Below are 18,384 nucleotides of genomic sequence, written 5' to 3'. Positions count from 1 at the left end.
AATGGAACGAGCAATTGCACATATGGATCTGGACACATTTTTTGTCTCCTGTGAACGGCTGAGAGATTCTGTACTGGAAAATCAGCCCGTCATCATAGGCGGTGGAGATCGTGGCGTTGTTGCGTCCTGCTCTTATGAAACAAGAAAATTTGGGGTTCGCAGTGCGATGCCGATCAAAATGGCGCTAAGATTGTGCCCTGAGGCAAAAGTCATCAAAGGGGACATGCAATACTATTCCAATATGTCTCATCTGGTAACCGAGGTGATTCAGGAGAAAGTTCCCGTTTTGGAAAAGGCCAGCATCGATGAATTTTACCTCGACCTGTCCGGTATGGACCGGTTCTTCGGATGCTTTCAGTGGACCAATGAAATTGTCGGTGCGGTCACCAAAAATACAGGGCTGCCGATCAGCTTTGCGCTTTCCACCAACAAGACCGTTTCCAAAATCGGAACCGGTGAATCAAAACCGACAGGAAGACTGGAGGTCAGGGCTCCCCACATCCAGAATTTTTTAAATCCCCTATCCATCAAAAAAATTCCGATGGTCGGTACCGAGACATTCAATCTTTTTTCAAGATTAGGAGTAAAAACCATACAAACCCTTTCAGAAATGCCGGTGGAAGTTCTCGATCAACTGATCGGAAAAAATGGAACGGTACTTTGGAAAAAGGCGCACGGTATTGATGACACTCCCGTAGTCCCCTATTCTGAAAGAAAATCCATATCCACTGAAGATACCTTTTCAGAGGATACGATCGATGTGCTGCAGATCCGAAGCATCCTCTCGGGGATGGTGGAAAAGCTGGCCTTTCAGCTAAGACAGGAAAAGTGGCTGACCTCAACGGTTACCGTTAAGATCAGGTATTCGAATTTTGATACGGAAACCAAGCAGTGCAGAATCCCCTACACCTCTGCCGATCATACATTGCTTAGGGCAGTGCTTGATCTTTTTAATAAACTTTATACCCGCAGGATGCGAATCCGGCTGATCGGTGTCCGTTTTACAGGTCTTGTTCATGGCTGCCACCAGATGGATCTTTTTGAAGATACCGAAGAACTGATCTCCCTCTATCAGACCATGGATAGGATCAAGAACAGATTTGGGGCATCCAGCGTGGGAAGAGCATCAGGTTTTTTAAAATAAATATCTATCATATGTTTCTCAACTGCCATTCTTATCACAGTCTCCGCTACGGCACTATCTCCCTGGAGGATCTGGTTCGTCAGGCTGTGCATTTTAGGGTCAAAACGTTGGCTCTGACAGACATCAATACCGTTACAGGGATCTATGATTTTTACAAATTGTGCCTAGAGCATGGTATCAAACCGATAGTGGGTGCAGAGATCAGAGTGGAAAATGAGCTGTATTATATCTGTCTAGCTAAAAATGCTAAGGGAATAGCAGAGATCAATAGGCTACTGACCCATTACAACTGTAACAACATCGCTATTCCCAAAACAAATCCATCCTTTGAACAGACCTATGTCCTCTATCCTTTGAGCAATATTCCTGAGATATTGTATGAGAATGAGTTTATCGGAATCAGACAGGATGAGCTGAATCTCTTGGTAAGACCTGACATGAAAAAGTGGATTGAAAAAATGGTCATTTTGCATCCCGTGACCTTTGAGGGTACGGAAGAATATGAGCTGCATAAAATTTTAAGGGCGATCGATGGCAATACCCTGATCAGTAAACTCTCAGAAAAGGATTATTGTAAAAGCACCGAAACATTTACCCATAAAAAACAGCTTCTGAATAGCTATAAGCCTTATCCCAGAATTATTGAGAATACAAAATACCTGGTCAACAGCTGCAGTTTTGATTTTGATTTTTCCACGACCAGGAATAAAAAATATTTTAAAGGCAGTAAAGAAGAGGATTTTGAGCTGTTGAAACAATTGGCCTTTGAAGGACTGAAAAAAAGATACCCCGATGGAAATCCTGATGCGATTGAAAGGGTTGAGAAGGAATTACAGGTGATTGATCAACTCAACTTCTGCGGATATTTTCTGATCACCTGGGACATTATCCAATACAGCAACCGGATGGGATTTATGCACGTGGGCCGTGGTAGCGGAGCCAATTCCATTGTCAGCTATTGTATCGGGATCACCGATATATGCCCTTTGGAACTGGACCTGTATTTTGAGCGTTTTCTGAATCTTAACCGGAAAACCCCTCCTGACTTCGATATCGACTGGAGCTGGCAGACCCGGGACGTTATCCTTGAGTATATTTTCAAAAAATATGGCAGAGACCATGTGGCCTTCTGCGGAACCAATGTCGAATTCAAATACCGATCGATCTTTCGGGAGGTCGGAAAAGCCTTTGGTCTGCCAAAGGAAGAACTGGATACTCTGGCGGGAAAGCCGATGGATCAGCATGATAACAATTCCGTATTCCGGTCGGTTCATTATTACGGAAAAATGCTGGAGAAATACCCTAACCAAAGGAGCATGCACTCCTGCGGGATTTTAATCTCAGAAGAACCTATCACCAATTATTCAGCATTGGAGATGCCGCCTAAAGGCTTTCCGATCGTACAATTTGACATGTACACTGCAGAGACCATTGGCCTTGAAAAGTTTGATATTCTCTCACAAAGAGGCTTGGGAACAATCAAAGATACGGTAGATCTGATTCGGGAAAAAAGAGGGATTGCCGTAGACATTCAAGATACAACCCTCTCTAAAAATGAAGCCCGGTGCAATGAGTTTCTGAGCATTGGTAAGACGATCGGATGCTTTTATATTGAGAGTCCTGCAATGCGGGGCCTTTTGAGAAGACTCAAATGTGAGAATTATAAGGTTTTGGTAGCCGCCTCCTCCATTATCCGTCCCGGCGTAGCACAGAGCGGCATGATGCGGGAATATATTTTCAGGCATAACAATCCCGACAAGTTTGAATATTTTCACGAAGTCTTTGAGAAGGAATTAGGGGAAACTTATGGCATTATGGTCTACCAGGAAGATGTGATCAAGATCGCCTTACACTTTGGCGGACTATCCGCACCTGATGGCGATGTATTACGCAGGGCTATGAGCGGCAAAGGCAGGTCACTTTCCGCATTACAGAAAGTAAAGGATCATTTCTTTGAGTCCTGTAAGGAATTGGGACATGCTGAACAGCTGTCCAAAGAAGTCTACCGGCAGATCGAATCGTTTGCGGGCTATTCCTTCTGTAAAGCACACTCGGCTTCCTATGCTGTTGAAAGCTACCAGAGCTTATACCTTAAAGTGTACTACCCGATTGAGTTTATGGTCTGTGCCATTAATAATGGGGGTGGATTCTACAGAACGGAAGTCTATGTCCATGAAGCGAAAATGTCCGGTGCTACGATCCATAATCCGTGTGTCAATCTCAGTGAGTTTCAAACAACCGTATATGGTACGAAGGTGTACCTGGGACTGATGCATATCGAGAAACTGGAAGGAAGAATCGCACAGATGATCCCCGAAGAAAGGAAAGAGAATGGAAATTTCACCTCACTCGAGAATTTTGTAAAAAGAGTTCCTATCGGTATTGAAACCATACAGATCCTGATATTCATCGGTGCTTTGAGGTTTACCGGAAAACAAAAGCATGAGCTGCTCATCGAAGCCCGGTTTCTGATGGCTGGGAACAGACCGGATAACAGGCAGCTGACCCTGCTTGAAGAGCCCCAAAAAGAATATCAGCTTCCTGCTATAAAAAGAGATCCGTTTGAAGATGCCTTTGATGAAATCGAGATCCTTGGCTTTCCGGTATCTTATAGTCCATTTGATCTGTTACAGACCAAATACCGTGGCAGTGTGATGGCGAAAGATCTTACCCAGTTTCACAAACGAGAGGTAAGGATGCTGGCCTATCTGATTTCCAGAAAGCACGTTCCGACCAAAAGGGGTGCGATGTTCTTTGGAACATGGATCGATGCCGAAGGTGAATATTTCGACACGGCCCATTTCCCAGATAGTCTGGAGGAATATCCTTTCCAGGGTGGCGGATGCTATCTGCTATTAGGAACTGTTGAAGTAGACTTTCACTTTCCGACGATTACAATCCACAAAATGGCTAAAATGCCTTTTATTCCGGATCCCAGATATTCTATGGATAGATCCAAATCAATGGAAGCAGCAGGGACGCTTCATGAGGATATCAGCTGGACACAAAGAAAGCCTTATCCGCAGGAACAGGAAATTGGTCTGCCAAGACAAAGAATGCGATGATCTAGGTGAATCAATTATACTTTGGATTAAAGAATGACAAAAGCATGAATTACTTTGGGTAAGAATTCAAATGCTGTCATTTGATTTGTTCAGGGCTAGAACTGGACTCTCGCCTTTGGAATTTCGTAATTCATTTGATTAACAGAAATAAGGCTGCCTCACTTTTGAGACAGCCTTTTGTAGTTTTGCGAACCTTCCTTTCTGAAAATAATTTACATCATTATTATTCAAACTATTTTATTATGAAGAAGATTACTCTTTTATATTTACATCTATGTTTAAAAAATTACCTCTATTTAGTATTTACTGTTCATACTCTATAACAATTTGATTATAAGGACCAGACCATCCAGGATTAGTACATGTAATATCATTCCAACCTCTTTTATTCTCATTCGTCCCGTCACCCGCATTTATGATATGTACACAACCCTCATTTCCTCCGGTATTATTTGGCTCACCTGAACGAAAATAATCTTCCGTACTGGAATTGTTGGTCCATAGAATTTTAGAGGTTTCACCTGTAATCCAGGTAAATTCGGTCGGGTTACCCGAAAAGTTAACTTTATTATAACCAATCCAGACAGAGCTTGTTACATTATACCCTGTAGTTGGTTTTAAGATATTGGTTTCAAACCATATCCATTCTGCCAATGTAGTAAAAGTAGGCATATATCCTCCTTTGCTTTTAGCAGCATTAAATATCTCTTCCCAGGCAGGTGTACTTTTATCTCCCGTGTAGGCACAGTACCAGTGGTTATTTCCACCAGAAGCTGTTGTCCATTGTTTGCATCCCAAACCTGTAAAATTGATTCCCCCATTTGAAAAATTAGATGCAGAATGAACTCCTGTAGCATCATAACCTAAGTATGTTTTTAAAATACCGTTTGTTGTGATATTAATAATTTCACCTTTCTTGGATGGATACCACCTTCCAGAATACCAAAAATAATATCCCGGGGCTAAAGCCGTCGCTTCTGTTCCCGCCAAAGTAGTTGAATTATACACTAAAATGCCGTTTGCCGGAGTAGGTATTGTTGCATTATCCGTTCTGCTTGTCAATGAAATTCTAGGCCCCAAAAAACCTCGGTTTTGTGAAACAATATCCAATGCTGTGGATGGATTTGGGTTTGCAGTTCCTATTCCTATCTGAGAGTAAAGTGAAGAAATACCACAAAATAATATGATAAGGCTAAATATTTTCATTTTTTTTTACTGATTAAATTCAACAATAATACTGCTAACGTTTGCTCCTGAAAGCGCCGTACCATTACAAGCACTACTATACCATTCTCTGTTGGCATTATAAGAAGATCCGGCTATCATATTACACTGACCGTTTGCCGCAGCCACAGGATTATTAGCTGCAAAGAAAGATTGAACCGAAGCATTATTTCCCCAGTTACTTCGCCAGGTTTCGTTGGTAATCCACCTGTATCTTTCGCTATTTCCAGGAGTTTTTACAGAAGTATACCCAATCCATGCCGGAGTATTCAGAGCATTTGTAGAATTATTCAAAATATTTGTTTTTACAAAATCCCATTCCGGAGCAGCTGTAATGGTTACGATATATCCGTTGAGACTTTTCAGCGCATTGAAAACTGTTCCGAAGTCTTTTCCACTGTTATCAGACATTTTATACCCACAATATACATGTCCGTTCCCTCCTGCATTCAGTTCCCATTTTACACAAGTGGCTTTCGTAGCCGTAGAACTTCCTACCGTAATTGTCGTTGGTGCATTTGCCCCGGTACCCGTGGGAGAATATCCTAATATATTCGGATCAACATTCTGGATAATCGTAAATTTATTTTCAACACCTCCTATTTTTTCCCAATGCGGAGTACCTGTGGCAGACCAGTAGTAATAACCCTGCTCAAGTGTCTCGCTGATTCTCGTGTTATAAACCAGCAATCCCGGTTTTGGAGTCTGCACAATAGGATTATAATCCGTTAAAGAATTCAGTGAAACAATCGGCATCCCTACTCCTTTATTTGCGTTCATCTTTCCTACCTGAAAGTAAGCTGATATTTCCTGTTCAGTATTTGGAACATTTACAAAAATCTGGGCATCCGCAACCGAAAACACCACGCTGCCGATAAGGGCAAAACTCATCAATATTTTTTTCATTCTTTTAGTTATTAAATTCTACAATTAAAAAATTCAGTGCACTTCCACTTATTGTAGTCGAGCTACAGGTATCATTATACCAGCCTCTTGTCGAATTAGATGATGAGGAAACCCTTACACATCCAGAGGTTCCGTTAGGAACACCGGTAGTATAATTTGTTTGGAGAGTAGATGAATTTGACCAGTTAATATCAGATTTTTCTCCTGTAATCCATGTATATTCAGGACTATTGCCAGGATACTGAATCGTATTATATCCAATCCATATATTGTTATTGGAATTACCCGCTCCAGTCAAAACATTGGTCTTAATAAAGTTCCACTCATTCTGAGACGTAATTACCGTAATGTATCCATTTAAAAATTTACCCATATTAAATGCAGAGCTCCAATCTACAGAAGCACTTAAATTATAAGAACAATAGGTATGTTTGGGAGCTCCTGCATAAGTATCAGTAAATGAATAACATCCCTGTTTAGTTGCGTTCACTCCGTTGTAACTGAATGCCTCGGGCGATTGTGACGCTACGCCATATGGGTTATATCCTAAAACAGAAGCATACATCTTAGGGGTATTGGTATTGACCGTCGAACTCGAATTATTATAAAACGGCTTCCACAAAGAGGCGGTAATGTCCCAATAGTAATACCCAGGAGTAAGGGACGAATTAGATGTGATATTATATACAAGAAGTCCTTCTTTAGGGCTGCCAATAGTGGTCGTGTCTGTAGTACCCGTCAGTGCCACACGGGGAGCCAGAAATCCTTTCGGAGCATTGGACATATCAAACTGTGCACTTAAATCAGGCATCGGAGTATTGATACCAACCTGGGCTGAGAGAGAACCCATACAAATGCAGGATAAAACTAATTTGAGGAAGTTTGTCATTATAACTTTTTTACTGAATGTTAGCTGGTGTACTATTTTTGGTTTTCATTTCAACAAGCAACAATTACTCTATAAAATTTCTTAATAAAGCCGCTGCAGTAGTATAATAAAAGCCAATCGCATTCCGGTATTATTTATTTTTTATTCTTATTTACTTGTCCTCCTTGAACAATACAAATCTACAGCAGCGATAAAAGTTTCTTTGTAGTGGAAAATGGAAGTTCGTGTAGTAAAATAACTACATGTATAATTAACAGAAAAGCCCTCAACAATTAGAAAGTGTCAAGGGCGTATATAAATTGTTGTTATATTTATTACAAAGCTGTCGTAATCTAAATTACGTTTGTGTATAATTTGTCTTTAGGTTTTCAAAAAAAAATTATACGGTTTTCATCGTTTTTGAGATTATTAAAGAAAATTTTTATAACTTAGCATCATGACTTATTACATTCATGTCAAGTTTATTTTAAGTCAAACCTCTCGCCCCTGAGAGGTTATTTTTTTTTACAATACAATATGCTAAGTAAATGTTCTTTTTCTTCTTTAATTAAATACAAAGAATAGTTTATAAAAGCTAATGTTACTGCAAAAAACATAAGGCTGATAACTAAATAGTACCTTGAATCTTCTATTTCAATAATTTCTAATCATATATCCTTCAAAAATCTTAACTGCTGAAGCATAAAGACCAAAGACGAAAAAATTTATTAAAATTTTTCTTGAAAATCTTTTCTTAAAAATTGCTAATTGCCCCCATTCTCAGCGTTGAAATTAAAGCAAAATATAGAAGTATTTTAAAAATTAAATTGTAATCCATCGCATGATTATTCAAATACCAAACTACAGTATTAATAACATATCTATAGTCAAGTTTTTTTATAATAACTGATATTTTTTTTAATAGTTATAAAATGGATCGGATGGCTATAAAAAGGTTAAATTTAATTTAAGACTCAGCATTACAATCACCTCTCAGTTATATTTTAAAGGAACTTTCATATGATCTGGTCTACTGAATCGCAATTCTCTTTCTGTGTTTTTTGCCCCAACTCTCCATAGGTAAAATCACTTCCTCAAGACCGTAAGCATAATCTGTGACAGCATATTCTATTCTTACAGGATAGTCATCAATAACCGATCTTTTGATCAGCAGGTTTTCTTCCAAATGCTTCAATTCTTTCGACAAAACACGATTGGTAATTTTTGGGATTGAATTGGATATGTCATTGAATCGTCTATTACCACTGTAAATAGAAAGAATGATGGGCAATTTCCATTTTCCGCCAAGTACAAACATTGTATCTTGAATAGCCTTGATTTTTTCCTGAAATCTTTTTTCGTCGTTTGTCATGATTAAAGTATCCTTTTGTATACAGCTATCAAATATATACTATTCCTAATTTAAATTTGCAATAAATCAACAATTAAAAATTAAATAAAATGCAGACTATATTTATAACAGGGGCCTCATCAGGTTTTGGTAAAGAAACCGCAAAATTATTTCACTCAAAGGGTTGGAATGTCATCGCCACAATGCGCTCACCAGAAAATGAACAGGAATTGACACAGCTGGAAAATGTCTTAGTGGTACCATTGGATGTTCAGGATGAGAAATCTGTACATGCAGCTGTTCAGAAGGGAATAAATAGGTTTGGAAAAATTGACGCATTATTGAACAATGCCGGTTATGCTGTCATGGGTATTTTTGAAACAGCTACCGAAGAACAAATTCAAAACCAGTTTGATGTGAATGTCTTTGGAATGATGCGGACTACAAAAGCAGTGTTGTCTTTAATGCGAACCCAGGGAGATGGTATAATTGTCAATATCTCATCGGTTGCAGGACGAGTGGGACTACCTTTTGCCAGTATCTATGAAAGTTCAAAATTTGCAGTAGAAGGTTTTTCGGAAGCATTACATTTCGAAGTTCGCAATCTCGGAATACAAGTAAAAATTATTGAACCAGGATCTTCAAAAACCAATTTTGGAAATGCCAGGAAAACCACCGGTAATGAAATTGCAGATTACAATCTTTTTTTATCACAGTTCTTTGAAAATTATCCAAAAAAAACGTCACTATGTAGAACGGCAACACCATACGAAGTGGCCGAAACAATTTATAAAGCTGTTACAGACAAAAACCATAAATTAAGATATATAATTGGTGAAGATTGTCAGTTTTTTGTGGATACAAAAGACAAAAATTCGGAAGAAGATTACATCAAATCAATCCAAAGCTTTTTTGGGTAGTCAAGTTTGACTCATAACATAAAACTATTAATTCCTTGGTTGGGATCATTTTATGAGATTTTTAGAGCAAATTTTATAGCTCAGCATTATGACTTACTACATTCATGTCAAGTTTATTTTAATTCAAACCTCTCTCTCCTGAGAGGTTATTTTTTTACAATAATTTTTTTAAACAATGAAAAATTATTGATTTTGTGGAATTTGAACTTTCAGAATTTTACATTATGGCGAATTGAAGAAAACTATTCCAAACATTACTACCAAAATGCTTACATAGACCGTTAGAGAATTGGAATTAGATAATTTTGCCAATCGGAAGGTTTTCACCAAGTGTCTCCAAAAGTTTGACCGAAACAGGAAATGAACTAATTCCCTTCATCGAATATCTGCATCATTGGGGGAAAGCAGATTGAAAATGAAATGCTTAATAAATAGAGTTGCTAATTATCCATAAATAAAGATATTTGAATTTTGTAACTTCGCAAAATGAAAAATGTAGAACTGTTAGAAGATTTTTATACAGAACGTTTTAGTTTAGTACCAGAAAGTCTGAAAAATGAGATTGGACATTTTAATGTTTTTTCATTTGATGACTTGGTGGGTTGCAGCATCAAACCTATTCCTTACAGTCGAAGAGGATATTTTAAAATCAGCTTGATACAAGGCGAAAACAAAGTACATTTCTCTGATAAAACTTTCGAAATAAAAAAGCAGGCATTGTTGTTTGCTGATCCCCGAACTCCTTATAATTGGGAACAAATAGGAAAAGAGCAAAGCGGATTTTCCTGTGTTTTTACAGAAGCTTTTTTTCATCATTTTGGAAATCCGAAAAACTATTCCGTTTTTCAGGCAGACGGTTTGCCAATTATTGAATTGACAGACACACAGGCAAAATGGGTGAAGAAGTTATTCGCTAAAATGCTTACGGAATGGACTTCCGACAACAGGCATAAATATGATAAAATGCGTCTGTTGATTTTTGAGCTATTGTATAACACAGAGAAAATACTTCCCGAAAGATCGCTTTCAAAATATCACACGAGTGCCTCTCAAAAAATCACTACTCAATTTTTAGAATTACTAGAACGCCAGTTTCCTGTTGAAGATGTTGGTGTTCTTCCTTTGCGTTCTGCAAAAGATTTTGCTGAAAAATTATCAATTCATATCAATCATTTAAACAAGACTTTAAAAAAAGTTTTAAATAAGTCAACTTCTGTCATTATACAGGAACGCATTTTGGTAGAATCAAAAATTTTATTGAAACAAACCAATAAAGACGTTTCAGAAATCGGTTTTGCACTAGGCTTTAAAGAAGCCACGCATTTTCATAATTTTTTTAAAAAGCACACAGCAGTAACTCCAAATCAATATCGTATTGATTGATTTTTGTATATATACGATTGCTTTCTGTTAAAAAACCGGTATGCATCTGTTCTAATTTTGCATCAATAAAAATTTTAGAACAATGATAAAAACAATTTTCATTACAGGTGCTTCATCAGGAATCGGGAAAGTAACCGCAAAATTTTTTCAGGCGAAAGGCTGGAATGTAATTGCAACGATGAGAAATCCTGAAAAGGAAACAGAACTAACGCTTTTAGATAATGTAACGCTTTTATCTTTAGACGTTACCAATTTTGAACAAGTAAAATCTACTGTCGCAAAAGCTGTTTCATTAGGCAATATTGATGTTGTGCTGAACAACGCTGGTTATGGAACTGTAGGTGCTTTAGAAGGGACTACAGACAGCGAAATCGAACAGGTGTTAAACACTAATCTTTTGGGCGTTATCCGCTTAACAAAAGAATTCATCCCACATTTCCGAGAAAACAGAAGTGGTCTATTTATCACCATTTCTTCAATCGGTGGTTTAGTAGCATATCCATTCTTTTCATTGTATCATGCTACAAAATGGGCTGTTGAAGGTTGGACAGAAAGTATGGCGTTTGAATTAAATCAGTTGGGTATCCAAATCAAAACGATTCAGCCGGGACCAACCAAAACTGATTTCGTTGGCCGTTCTTTGGTTATTCCGGAACATTCGGCTTATGACGAAATGTTTGATAGCTTCAAGAAAATGTTCTTCAGTGATGAAGTTATCAATAGCCTTGCTCCAGCAGAAACCGTTTCAGAAGTTATTTATGAAGCGGCAACCGATGGGAAAAATCAATTGCGTTATTTAGTTGGCGAAGTGGCTAATGGCGATTATAACAAGCGTTTGGAATTAGGAGCAGAAGAATTTCACCAAGAGTTGGATAAAGTATTTTTTCCAAAATAAAAACCGTTAAATAAGATTGTTATTTAGGGCGGGGCTTTTGTTCCGCCCTAAATAATTACAGTACAGGAATGATTTTGAATAAAAGATTCAAGGGATCTTTTAATTTCAACTTCTTAAAAGGATTCTCAATTAAGATTGAGACAAAAAGTAAATTAAAAAGGAATCGCATAAATATTCGGTTTCTTTTATTTTTCACTTTTTTGTGATATTTTATTTTAGAATGGTACTATAGTTTGAAAATTACATTGTTAACCTTAAAATTCGAAAAGAAAATTATAGCTACCAATTTCTGTTCTAACTTATTTACTCAAATCAAAAATATTCCCTAATTTAAAGTCGCTTTGTAGAATTTCATTATATAAGATATGAATCATTTTATATTCGGTAAAAATTTATTTCCAGAAGAAAATTCCTGCTCTTACTTTTCTCCTAATAAAAAAGGAATTGAAAACTTAGGGTTTTACATAACCAAACAATCTTTCAGGTGAAACAACTTTTTAACATTATTATTGGATCAATTATAGCTAAAAAAGAGAAATTAAAAATCATTTTGTGATAGTTAATTTCAACTAAACATTTTGGCGGTACTGAAGCCTTGAATTTTTAGCATAAAAGTCATTCAAATATTCAAATTTCGGTTTACAAAAATACCAAAAGGAGCCGTTTATCCTTGCTTTTGTCAATACTTTGGTAGGTACAGTTTACTTGAATATTGTTTCTTCAAAATCACTTTTCACTATCAATTTTTCATCTAACGTTTGCTTTCAAACGTAGATCTAATAAGTTTCTTTAAGAACACAAAGCTTGTTCAAGAAAGAACAAGCTTTCATTATTACTAAAAAAATATATCTTTATGTTATGGCTCTAAGTGATTTACAGGCTCATGAACAATATCATAATAAAGAGATGGATTCGCAGCATTGGGAGTAATTCTATATGTGAATTTTCCTTTATTCAATTCTAAAATTTCAACAACGCGAGTCCACGCTACCGTTCCGTCAGGATTTCTTGCTACCAACGTTCTTGTTTTTCCGTCTGCAGAAATCGACCAATCTCCTTGGTTTCTCAGAACATTATTTAATCCATAAATAGCATATTGTCCGCCAGCTCTGAAATAAGCATATCCTACAAAACCATTTACAGAAGGATCGTTCAGATTAATATGAGCTCCAGTATTATCCAATGCATCAATCGTTTCCCATGCTGTTGAAGCCAAAAAACGCTGTCCGTTTGCAGGCTCTGTATGACCCACTTTTTTGTGGATGATATCGAAGTAAACAGAAGAGTCTGCAGAATTGGGACGAATTCTGTAAGTGAAAACATTTTTACTTAGTTCAAGAATTTCGACATCACGTGTGAAAATTGCAGTTCCGTCGGGACGTTTTGCAGTTATTGTTCTTGTTTTTCCAGCTGCATCAACAGACCATGTTCCCAACGACCTTAATACGTCATTTAGTCCGTAGATTGCAAAATTTCCATCTCCATTAAAATAAGCAAAACCTACATATCCTGCCACAGAAGCTTCTGTAAGAGCCACATTTTGGCCTTGGTTGTTTTTAGCTTCTGTAGTTTCCCACGGTGTAGAAGAAAGGATTTGTGAGGGAGTAAGTTGCTCCTCAATAATCTGAGTGTCATTATTGTCAGAACATGATACTGTTGTTGCTGTTAAAGTGAAAGCTGCTAACAGGCAACAAAAATTTTTAGTTGTAATTAACATAATTTTTATTTGTTTAGATTGCTAACTTCTAACCATAATCCGAAGTTAGATAGTTGATAAGAATTTTAATTATACTTTAAAAAATATTGAGCTTACAATAAGCCACCTACTTAGCTTTTATCGTCTTCAATTTTGTGGGACTAGCTTAGTGCTTGGATAATACCTACAAGGAATTTTATTATTTTGTAATCTTAAATATTTTCTTGCAAAATTAGAAGTTATCATTACATAAAATCTACTACAATTATACATCTAAATTATAAAAATTTGTATTTCTGTATTTTACAATATCTTAAGCAGTAGAAGTGCAGTAGGTTGAGAATAAATAGAAACTATCATTTATACTTGCAAAACAATTTTAGATAGGAGTTTTTAGCAACTCCATTACGGTAATCCGTATTTATACTGAATTTATTACTTAAAATTATTTTTAATTTCCATATTCTTTATTTCTTAATCCGTATAACTGTGAGAATTTTAGCATACCGATAAAAATGTTGCCTTGGTTATACCTAATGGCTTATAAATATCTTCCGAACTTTTCGTGACATCCCTATGTATTTACGTAAAAACAAAAGTTTAGAAATTGTTTCCATGGTATAGTCCTTGACCTACATTCAGGGGGAAAAATGATCATTCTGATCGTTTCTCTTTTTTTTATATTATCTAACTCATTAATATGAAAGATATCTTATGCTATTGAGTGAATTCGGGCGGTTCGATAATGTTTTCCGTCAAATTTTAATTTTTCAGGAAATATCAAACTCATTATTGCATGCTTTATCTCAATTTCCTTTCTTGATATTGTTTTTCGATATTTTGAAGTGTCACTAAGGCTTGTTCGAGCAGTTTATCAATATTGTTTATTTGACGGATTGAACTATCATTCAGTTCTTTATCCAACTTCTAAATACAACCTAAGAAATTTGTTTCGAGCAAAAGATGATTTGTTATTTGTTATTCAAAGTATCAATTTCGTTAGATATTTTCTTCTTCTCTTTTAATGGATCATTAATGAAGTTGTGATAATTTTCAGTCAAAAGTTTTTTAGATATTTTTTTAACTGGTGTATTCGTTTCTAATTCCATCAGTCCATCTTCAAAAGAGAAAAACTTGCACGGCATCGTAGTAAATCGCAACTTGATCATATAATTTCTGTTGACCAGAATTACAATTATCTTTATAATAATCAAAAATTAATAGACATAAGGGAAATGATATTGATATATTATGCTCAATAATATCGCAGAAAATGGATTAATCCAACAATTAAGGAGAGGTATTCTAAAAATAATGGTCAACGTATAAACTCTGTAGATCATAATACCAGAGCTTTATTAAAGACAATTTATCATTACAGAAAAACTAATTTCTACAGAACCCTTTTTAATTAGATTAAAAATTTTATTGAGCAGATAGTTGAGTTACTGAATGATGAAATTTTTTTGCTTACTTCTCCAAAAATATTATTTAATTTAAAAAGCAAAATGACAAAAGCTGTAAAATTTGTCTTTCAATCTGTTTATTCCCATTAAGAGATAAAATTTAATTTCAATCGTAAATAAATATTTGACAAAAAGCAGTCAATAATATTTTTTATGAACATTCCTATACTTTTAGAGCAAAAAGAGACAACGCAAAATTTACTCCCAGTCATCATAGTGCCATAAAAATATATTCCAGAATACAAAAACAAATACAAAGCAAAATGTTTGTAGGTATCTGAATGCGATATCAGCAATTTTTTGATACAGTGAATCATAATATAGTTAGGAAAAAATTAAAGATATTATAAAAATACATAACAAAATCAACAATTAGCTATGAAAGCATGCATTATTCATCAATAATTTATCTAAAAAACTCTTAGAAATTTTCTTTACAACCTTTCTTTTTGTAAAAATAGTTTTAATATTACCTTAAAAAAAATATCATTTTTTTGTTAAATGAAAGCATTATCATCAGAAGTTTATTTCAAATATTTATTTGATGATATTTAATACTTCTTTAATTCACAGGAAAAATCTTTTTCATTATACCATAGCAGAATAGAAAAGCCGGAGGGTCAAAACAAATAACCTCCGGCCAAACACATAATTGAAAAAAATTACTCTATTTTAAAATGATGATTGAAATAATTTTTAACCACTGGTAACAACACTGAAAAGATACCCTTTGAAAAAGATTCATTACATTTATTATTGAACAGATCCAACACAGAATGAAAACTGAGATCCAAAAGTTGTATTACCATTATCTGCCGCAGAAGCAATAGTGACCTCATCAAACCATACCCCACCAAAATTATAAATCGTACCTCCTGAACCACTTGTACCAGCAGTATTAACTCGTCCCATAATATTGGTTCCCGACCAATTATAAGTTCTGCAATTATTATCAATAATAAGTCCTGAAGGAATAACTTCTACTCCATTTTTTCTAAAAGTATATCTAACTCTATCATTTGCTGATACATTAGGTAATGAAACCTGATATACTTTTAAATTTGATACTGCTTTATCAAACTTTATTGTCATCCATTGACTAGTAAAAGTAAATTTGTACGAAGCCCCATCAGCTGTAGTAGTAAGGCAACTCGATCTTGAAGCGACATTTTCTACATAGCTATTATTCGATTTTGTAACAGTAGCGGTCAATGTTTGTCCGTTCACAGTAGTTGAAGTAGAGTTACCATTTCCACTTACAAAAGGTATTGTCCATCCATTGCATACAAGCGAAGTATCTGCTGTCGGTGGATTTGCTGCTCCCGCCACAGTTCTGGTAAGAGTACATGTTTTTCCTCCAATATTAATGGCAAAACTTGCTGTTCCTGATATTGTGGGTGTTCCTGTTATCGTATAGGTAAGGTTACCATTTCCGTTTGCAAAGCTGCCTGCCGCTAAAGTAGCTGTGAGACCTGTTACTCCTGTAGAACTTACAGTCTGTGCGGTATATGTACCCGAATTTCCGCCTGTATAAGGAATAGATGACGACACTCCAGATGCTGAAGCGCCACCGGTTAAAGTTCCATTATTGGTTGCTCCGGCACAATTAAGGCTCGCAATAGTCCCTACTGGAACTGCAACCGTTCTTGTTAAAGTACACGTTCTTCCTCCAATATTAATAGCAAAACTCGCTGTTCCTCCTGCTGAAGGGGTTCCTGTAATGGTATATGTAAGATTACCGTTCCCATTTGCAAAAGTTCCCGCAGATAAAGTAGCAGTAAGACCTGTAACTCCTGTAGAATTTACTGTCTGTGCGCTATATGTGCCTGAATTTCCGCCTGTGTAAGGAATAGATGAGGACACTCCAGATACTGAAGCTCCGCCGGTTAAAGTTCCATTGTTGGTTGCTCCTGCACAATTAAGGCTTGCAATAGCACCCACTGGAGCTGTAACCGTTCTTGTAAGTGTACATGTTCTACCTCCAATGTTAAGTGCAAAACTTGCTGTTCCTACTGCTGAAGGCGTTCCTGTAATGGTATAAGTTAAGCTTCCATTTCCATTGGCAAAACTTCCTGCAGATAAAGTAGCGGTAAGCCCTGTAACTCCTGTAGATGTTACACTCTGTCCTCCATGTGATCCACCATTTCCTCCTGTGTAGGGAATAGAAGATGTAACTGCAGAAGCAGCACTTCCTGCATTTAAGCTTCCGTTATTTGTTGCTGATGTACATGTTAATGCTGTTATTGCTCCCACAGGAGGAACTACATTTGCACATGTAGAAACCCACTCATTTGTATTCCAGAAATTCATACAGTTTGTATTTGTATTATAAATCATCAAACCTGCTGGTCTACTTGCTGCTGGTATGGCATCTCTTTGAGCTGTTGTTAATCTTGGAGGAAGAAATCCTTGATTAGTCGATGATAATTCTAAAATAGCATTTGAATTTGGGGTAGACGTACCAATACCGACTCTTCCATTATTAACATCATCCATATACAATAGTTCCTTCAGTGTTTTTCCTACACTAAATGAAAGAAATCGGTTTCCTCCGTTTGATGACATTGATGCATCTCCAAAATTAAACCTTGCAACATTTCCTGGATGTATTGAGGATGAAGTTTTTACGTTGATTCCAAAATTATTATTTCTGTTACCAAAAGCATAACCATCTTGTCCGATATTAATATCCATAACATTATTTCCATACTCTGCAGCAGTAATTACAGCATTTAAATACTGATTTCCTTGTACATGTAATTTACTATTAGGTGCAGTTGTACCAATTCCTATTCTATTATTAGCAGCATCTACTGAAAATGTATTACCATCTACAGAAAATCCATTTGTTGCTGTTCCCGTAAAAGCTAAGGTTTTATCATTTTGTGTAACAATACGGTTTCCATCTAGCACTCCATTTGTGTTATAAATATTTGCCATAGGACTTATTGCTGAGTCAATGCTTAATTTCATCCAGAATCTCCCGTCAAAATAATAATATCCATTGTTATCAATATTAATAGCGGTTCCTGTCTGTAAACCGGTTGTAGCATCGTCTACGTAAATAAGAGTAGAAATTGCTGTCCCAATCATAGACTGAGCTCTTTCTCTATCTACTCTGGGCACTAATAATCCTTCCGGAGTTTCTGATTTTCCTTTGGGAGATTTTGCTGTAATATCAAAAGTTGATTTAGGATCTGGTGTATTGACTCCTATCTGAGCAAGAGTAAATTGAGAACACACTAGTGTAAATAGTGCTATTGTAATTTTTTTCATTGTCTTGAATTTTTTGAAATTAGTAAAATTTTATTATCCTTATTTTGTGTAATTAGAATCGTATCTCAATACTCAAAAAGGAACTAGTATTATTCAAGTATTTCGATGTTCTTTGTGGTTGCAAATTTATAACCAGCAGCTCAAAAAATTGTTACTACAAGTGTACAACAAAACACATAATAAATTATTA

The 18,384-nt window shown here is 36.0% G+C and carries 11 protein-coding genes; 5 read left to right on the top strand and 6 right to left on the bottom strand.

Annotation, left to right across the window (positions count from 1 at the left end):
- Position 1 precedes the first annotated feature (1 nt).
- The gene (dinB, locus tag ACKX2A_RS17845; RefSeq protein WP_415326283.1) at positions 2–1,144 is read left to right on the top strand and encodes a DNA polymerase IV; all 1,143 of its coding nucleotides are present in this window, start codon (positions 2–4) and stop codon (positions 1,142–1,144) included.
- A gap of 11 nt (positions 1,145–1,155) precedes the next feature.
- A complete protein-coding gene (locus tag ACKX2A_RS17840; protein WP_415326282.1) occupies positions 1,156–4,209 on the top strand; it encodes a DNA polymerase III subunit alpha in 3,054 nt (1,017 codons plus the stop codon).
- 303 nt (positions 4,210–4,512) lie between these two features.
- Here ACKX2A_RS17840 and ACKX2A_RS17835 read toward each other — a convergent pair whose 3' ends face one another.
- The 4 genes from ACKX2A_RS17835 to ACKX2A_RS17820 all read right to left on the bottom strand — a co-directional run bounded on the left by ACKX2A_RS17835 (position 4,513) and on the right by ACKX2A_RS17820 (position 8,579).
- On the bottom strand, positions 4,513–5,415 hold the full coding sequence (locus ACKX2A_RS17835; protein WP_415326281.1) for a lectin-like protein: 903 nt from the start codon (positions 5,413–5,415) through the stop codon (positions 4,513–4,515).
- A 6-nt stretch (positions 5,416–5,421) separates the two neighbouring features.
- The gene (locus ACKX2A_RS17830; protein ID WP_415326280.1) at positions 5,422–6,339 is read right to left on the bottom strand and encodes a lectin-like protein; all 918 of its coding nucleotides are present in this window, start codon (positions 6,337–6,339) and stop codon (positions 5,422–5,424) included.
- Positions 6,340–6,343: 4 nt separating this feature from the next.
- Positions 6,344–7,228, bottom strand: a complete 885-nt coding sequence (locus ACKX2A_RS17825; protein WP_415326279.1) for a C-type lectin domain-containing protein — start codon at positions 7,226–7,228, stop codon at positions 6,344–6,346.
- A gap of 1,009 nt (positions 7,229–8,237) precedes the next feature.
- Positions 8,238–8,579, bottom strand: a complete 342-nt coding sequence (locus ACKX2A_RS17820) for a winged helix-turn-helix transcriptional regulator (protein WP_415326278.1) — start codon at positions 8,577–8,579, stop codon at positions 8,238–8,240.
- An 89-nt stretch (positions 8,580–8,668) separates the two neighbouring features.
- On the opposite strand from ACKX2A_RS17820, the gene ACKX2A_RS17815 reads away from it, so the two are divergent.
- From ACKX2A_RS17815 to ACKX2A_RS17805, 3 genes are all read left to right on the top strand, one after another.
- Positions 8,669–9,478, top strand: coding sequence for an SDR family oxidoreductase (locus ACKX2A_RS17815; RefSeq protein ID WP_415326277.1), 810 nt, complete (start codon positions 8,669–8,671; stop codon positions 9,476–9,478).
- Positions 9,479–9,964: 486 nt separating this feature from the next.
- Entirely contained in the window at positions 9,965–10,861 is an 897-nt protein-coding gene (locus tag ACKX2A_RS17810) for a helix-turn-helix domain-containing protein (protein ID WP_415326276.1), read from the top strand.
- 82 nt (positions 10,862–10,943) lie between these two features.
- Complete coding sequence (locus tag ACKX2A_RS17805; RefSeq protein ID WP_415326275.1) at positions 10,944–11,756, top strand: SDR family oxidoreductase; 813 nt, start codon at positions 10,944–10,946, stop codon at positions 11,754–11,756.
- Between the two features lie 856 nt (positions 11,757–12,612).
- On the opposite strand, the gene ACKX2A_RS17800 is transcribed toward ACKX2A_RS17805, so the two are convergent.
- On the bottom strand, positions 12,613–13,473 hold the full coding sequence (locus ACKX2A_RS17800; protein ID WP_415326274.1) for a DUF4822 domain-containing protein: 861 nt from the start codon (positions 13,471–13,473) through the stop codon (positions 12,613–12,615).
- A gap of 2,198 nt (positions 13,474–15,671) precedes the next feature.
- On the bottom strand, positions 15,672–18,194 hold the full coding sequence (locus ACKX2A_RS17795; protein WP_415326273.1) for a beta strand repeat-containing protein: 2,523 nt from the start codon (positions 18,192–18,194) through the stop codon (positions 15,672–15,674).
- Between the last annotated feature and the right edge of the window lie 190 nt (positions 18,195–18,384).

Source organism: Chryseobacterium sp. MMS23-Vi53 (assembly GCF_047651245.1).
Taxonomy (GTDB): domain Bacteria; phylum Bacteroidota; class Bacteroidia; order Flavobacteriales; family Weeksellaceae; genus Chryseobacterium.
The sequence above is the reverse complement of the archived record's forward strand: the minus strand, read 5'-3'. Positions and strand labels throughout refer to the sequence as shown.

Bases quoted from the DNA above. Each gene is read 5' to 3' on its own strand.
- ACKX2A_RS17835 (WP_415326281.1), bottom strand. From the start codon at position 5,415: ATGAAAATATTTAGCCTTATCATATTATTTTGTGGTATTTCTTCACTT.
- dinB (WP_415326283.1), top strand. From the start codon at position 2: ATGGAACGAGCAATTGCACATATGGATCTGGACACATTTTTTGTCTCC.
- ACKX2A_RS17805 (WP_415326275.1), top strand. From the start codon at position 10,944: ATGATAAAAACAATTTTCATTACAGGTGCTTCATCAGGAATCGGGAAA.
- ACKX2A_RS17810 (WP_415326276.1), top strand. From the start codon at position 9,965: ATGAAAAATGTAGAACTGTTAGAAGATTTTTATACAGAACGTTTTAGT.
- ACKX2A_RS17825 (WP_415326279.1), bottom strand. From the start codon at position 7,228: ATGACAAACTTCCTCAAATTAGTTTTATCCTGCATTTGTATGGGTTCT.
- ACKX2A_RS17830 (WP_415326280.1), bottom strand. From the start codon at position 6,339: ATGAAAAAAATATTGATGAGTTTTGCCCTTATCGGCAGCGTGGTGTTT.
- ACKX2A_RS17820 (WP_415326278.1), bottom strand. From the start codon at position 8,579: ATGACAAACGACGAAAAAAGATTTCAGGAAAAAATCAAGGCTATTCAA.
- ACKX2A_RS17840 (WP_415326282.1), top strand. From the start codon at position 1,156: ATGTTTCTCAACTGCCATTCTTATCACAGTCTCCGCTACGGCACTATC.
- ACKX2A_RS17800 (WP_415326274.1), bottom strand. From the start codon at position 13,473: ATGTTAATTACAACTAAAAATTTTTGTTGCCTGTTAGCAGCTTTCACT.
- ACKX2A_RS17795 (WP_415326273.1), bottom strand. From the start codon at position 18,194: ATGAAAAAAATTACAATAGCACTATTTACACTAGTGTGTTCTCAATTT.
- ACKX2A_RS17815 (WP_415326277.1), top strand. From the start codon at position 8,669: ATGCAGACTATATTTATAACAGGGGCCTCATCAGGTTTTGGTAAAGAA.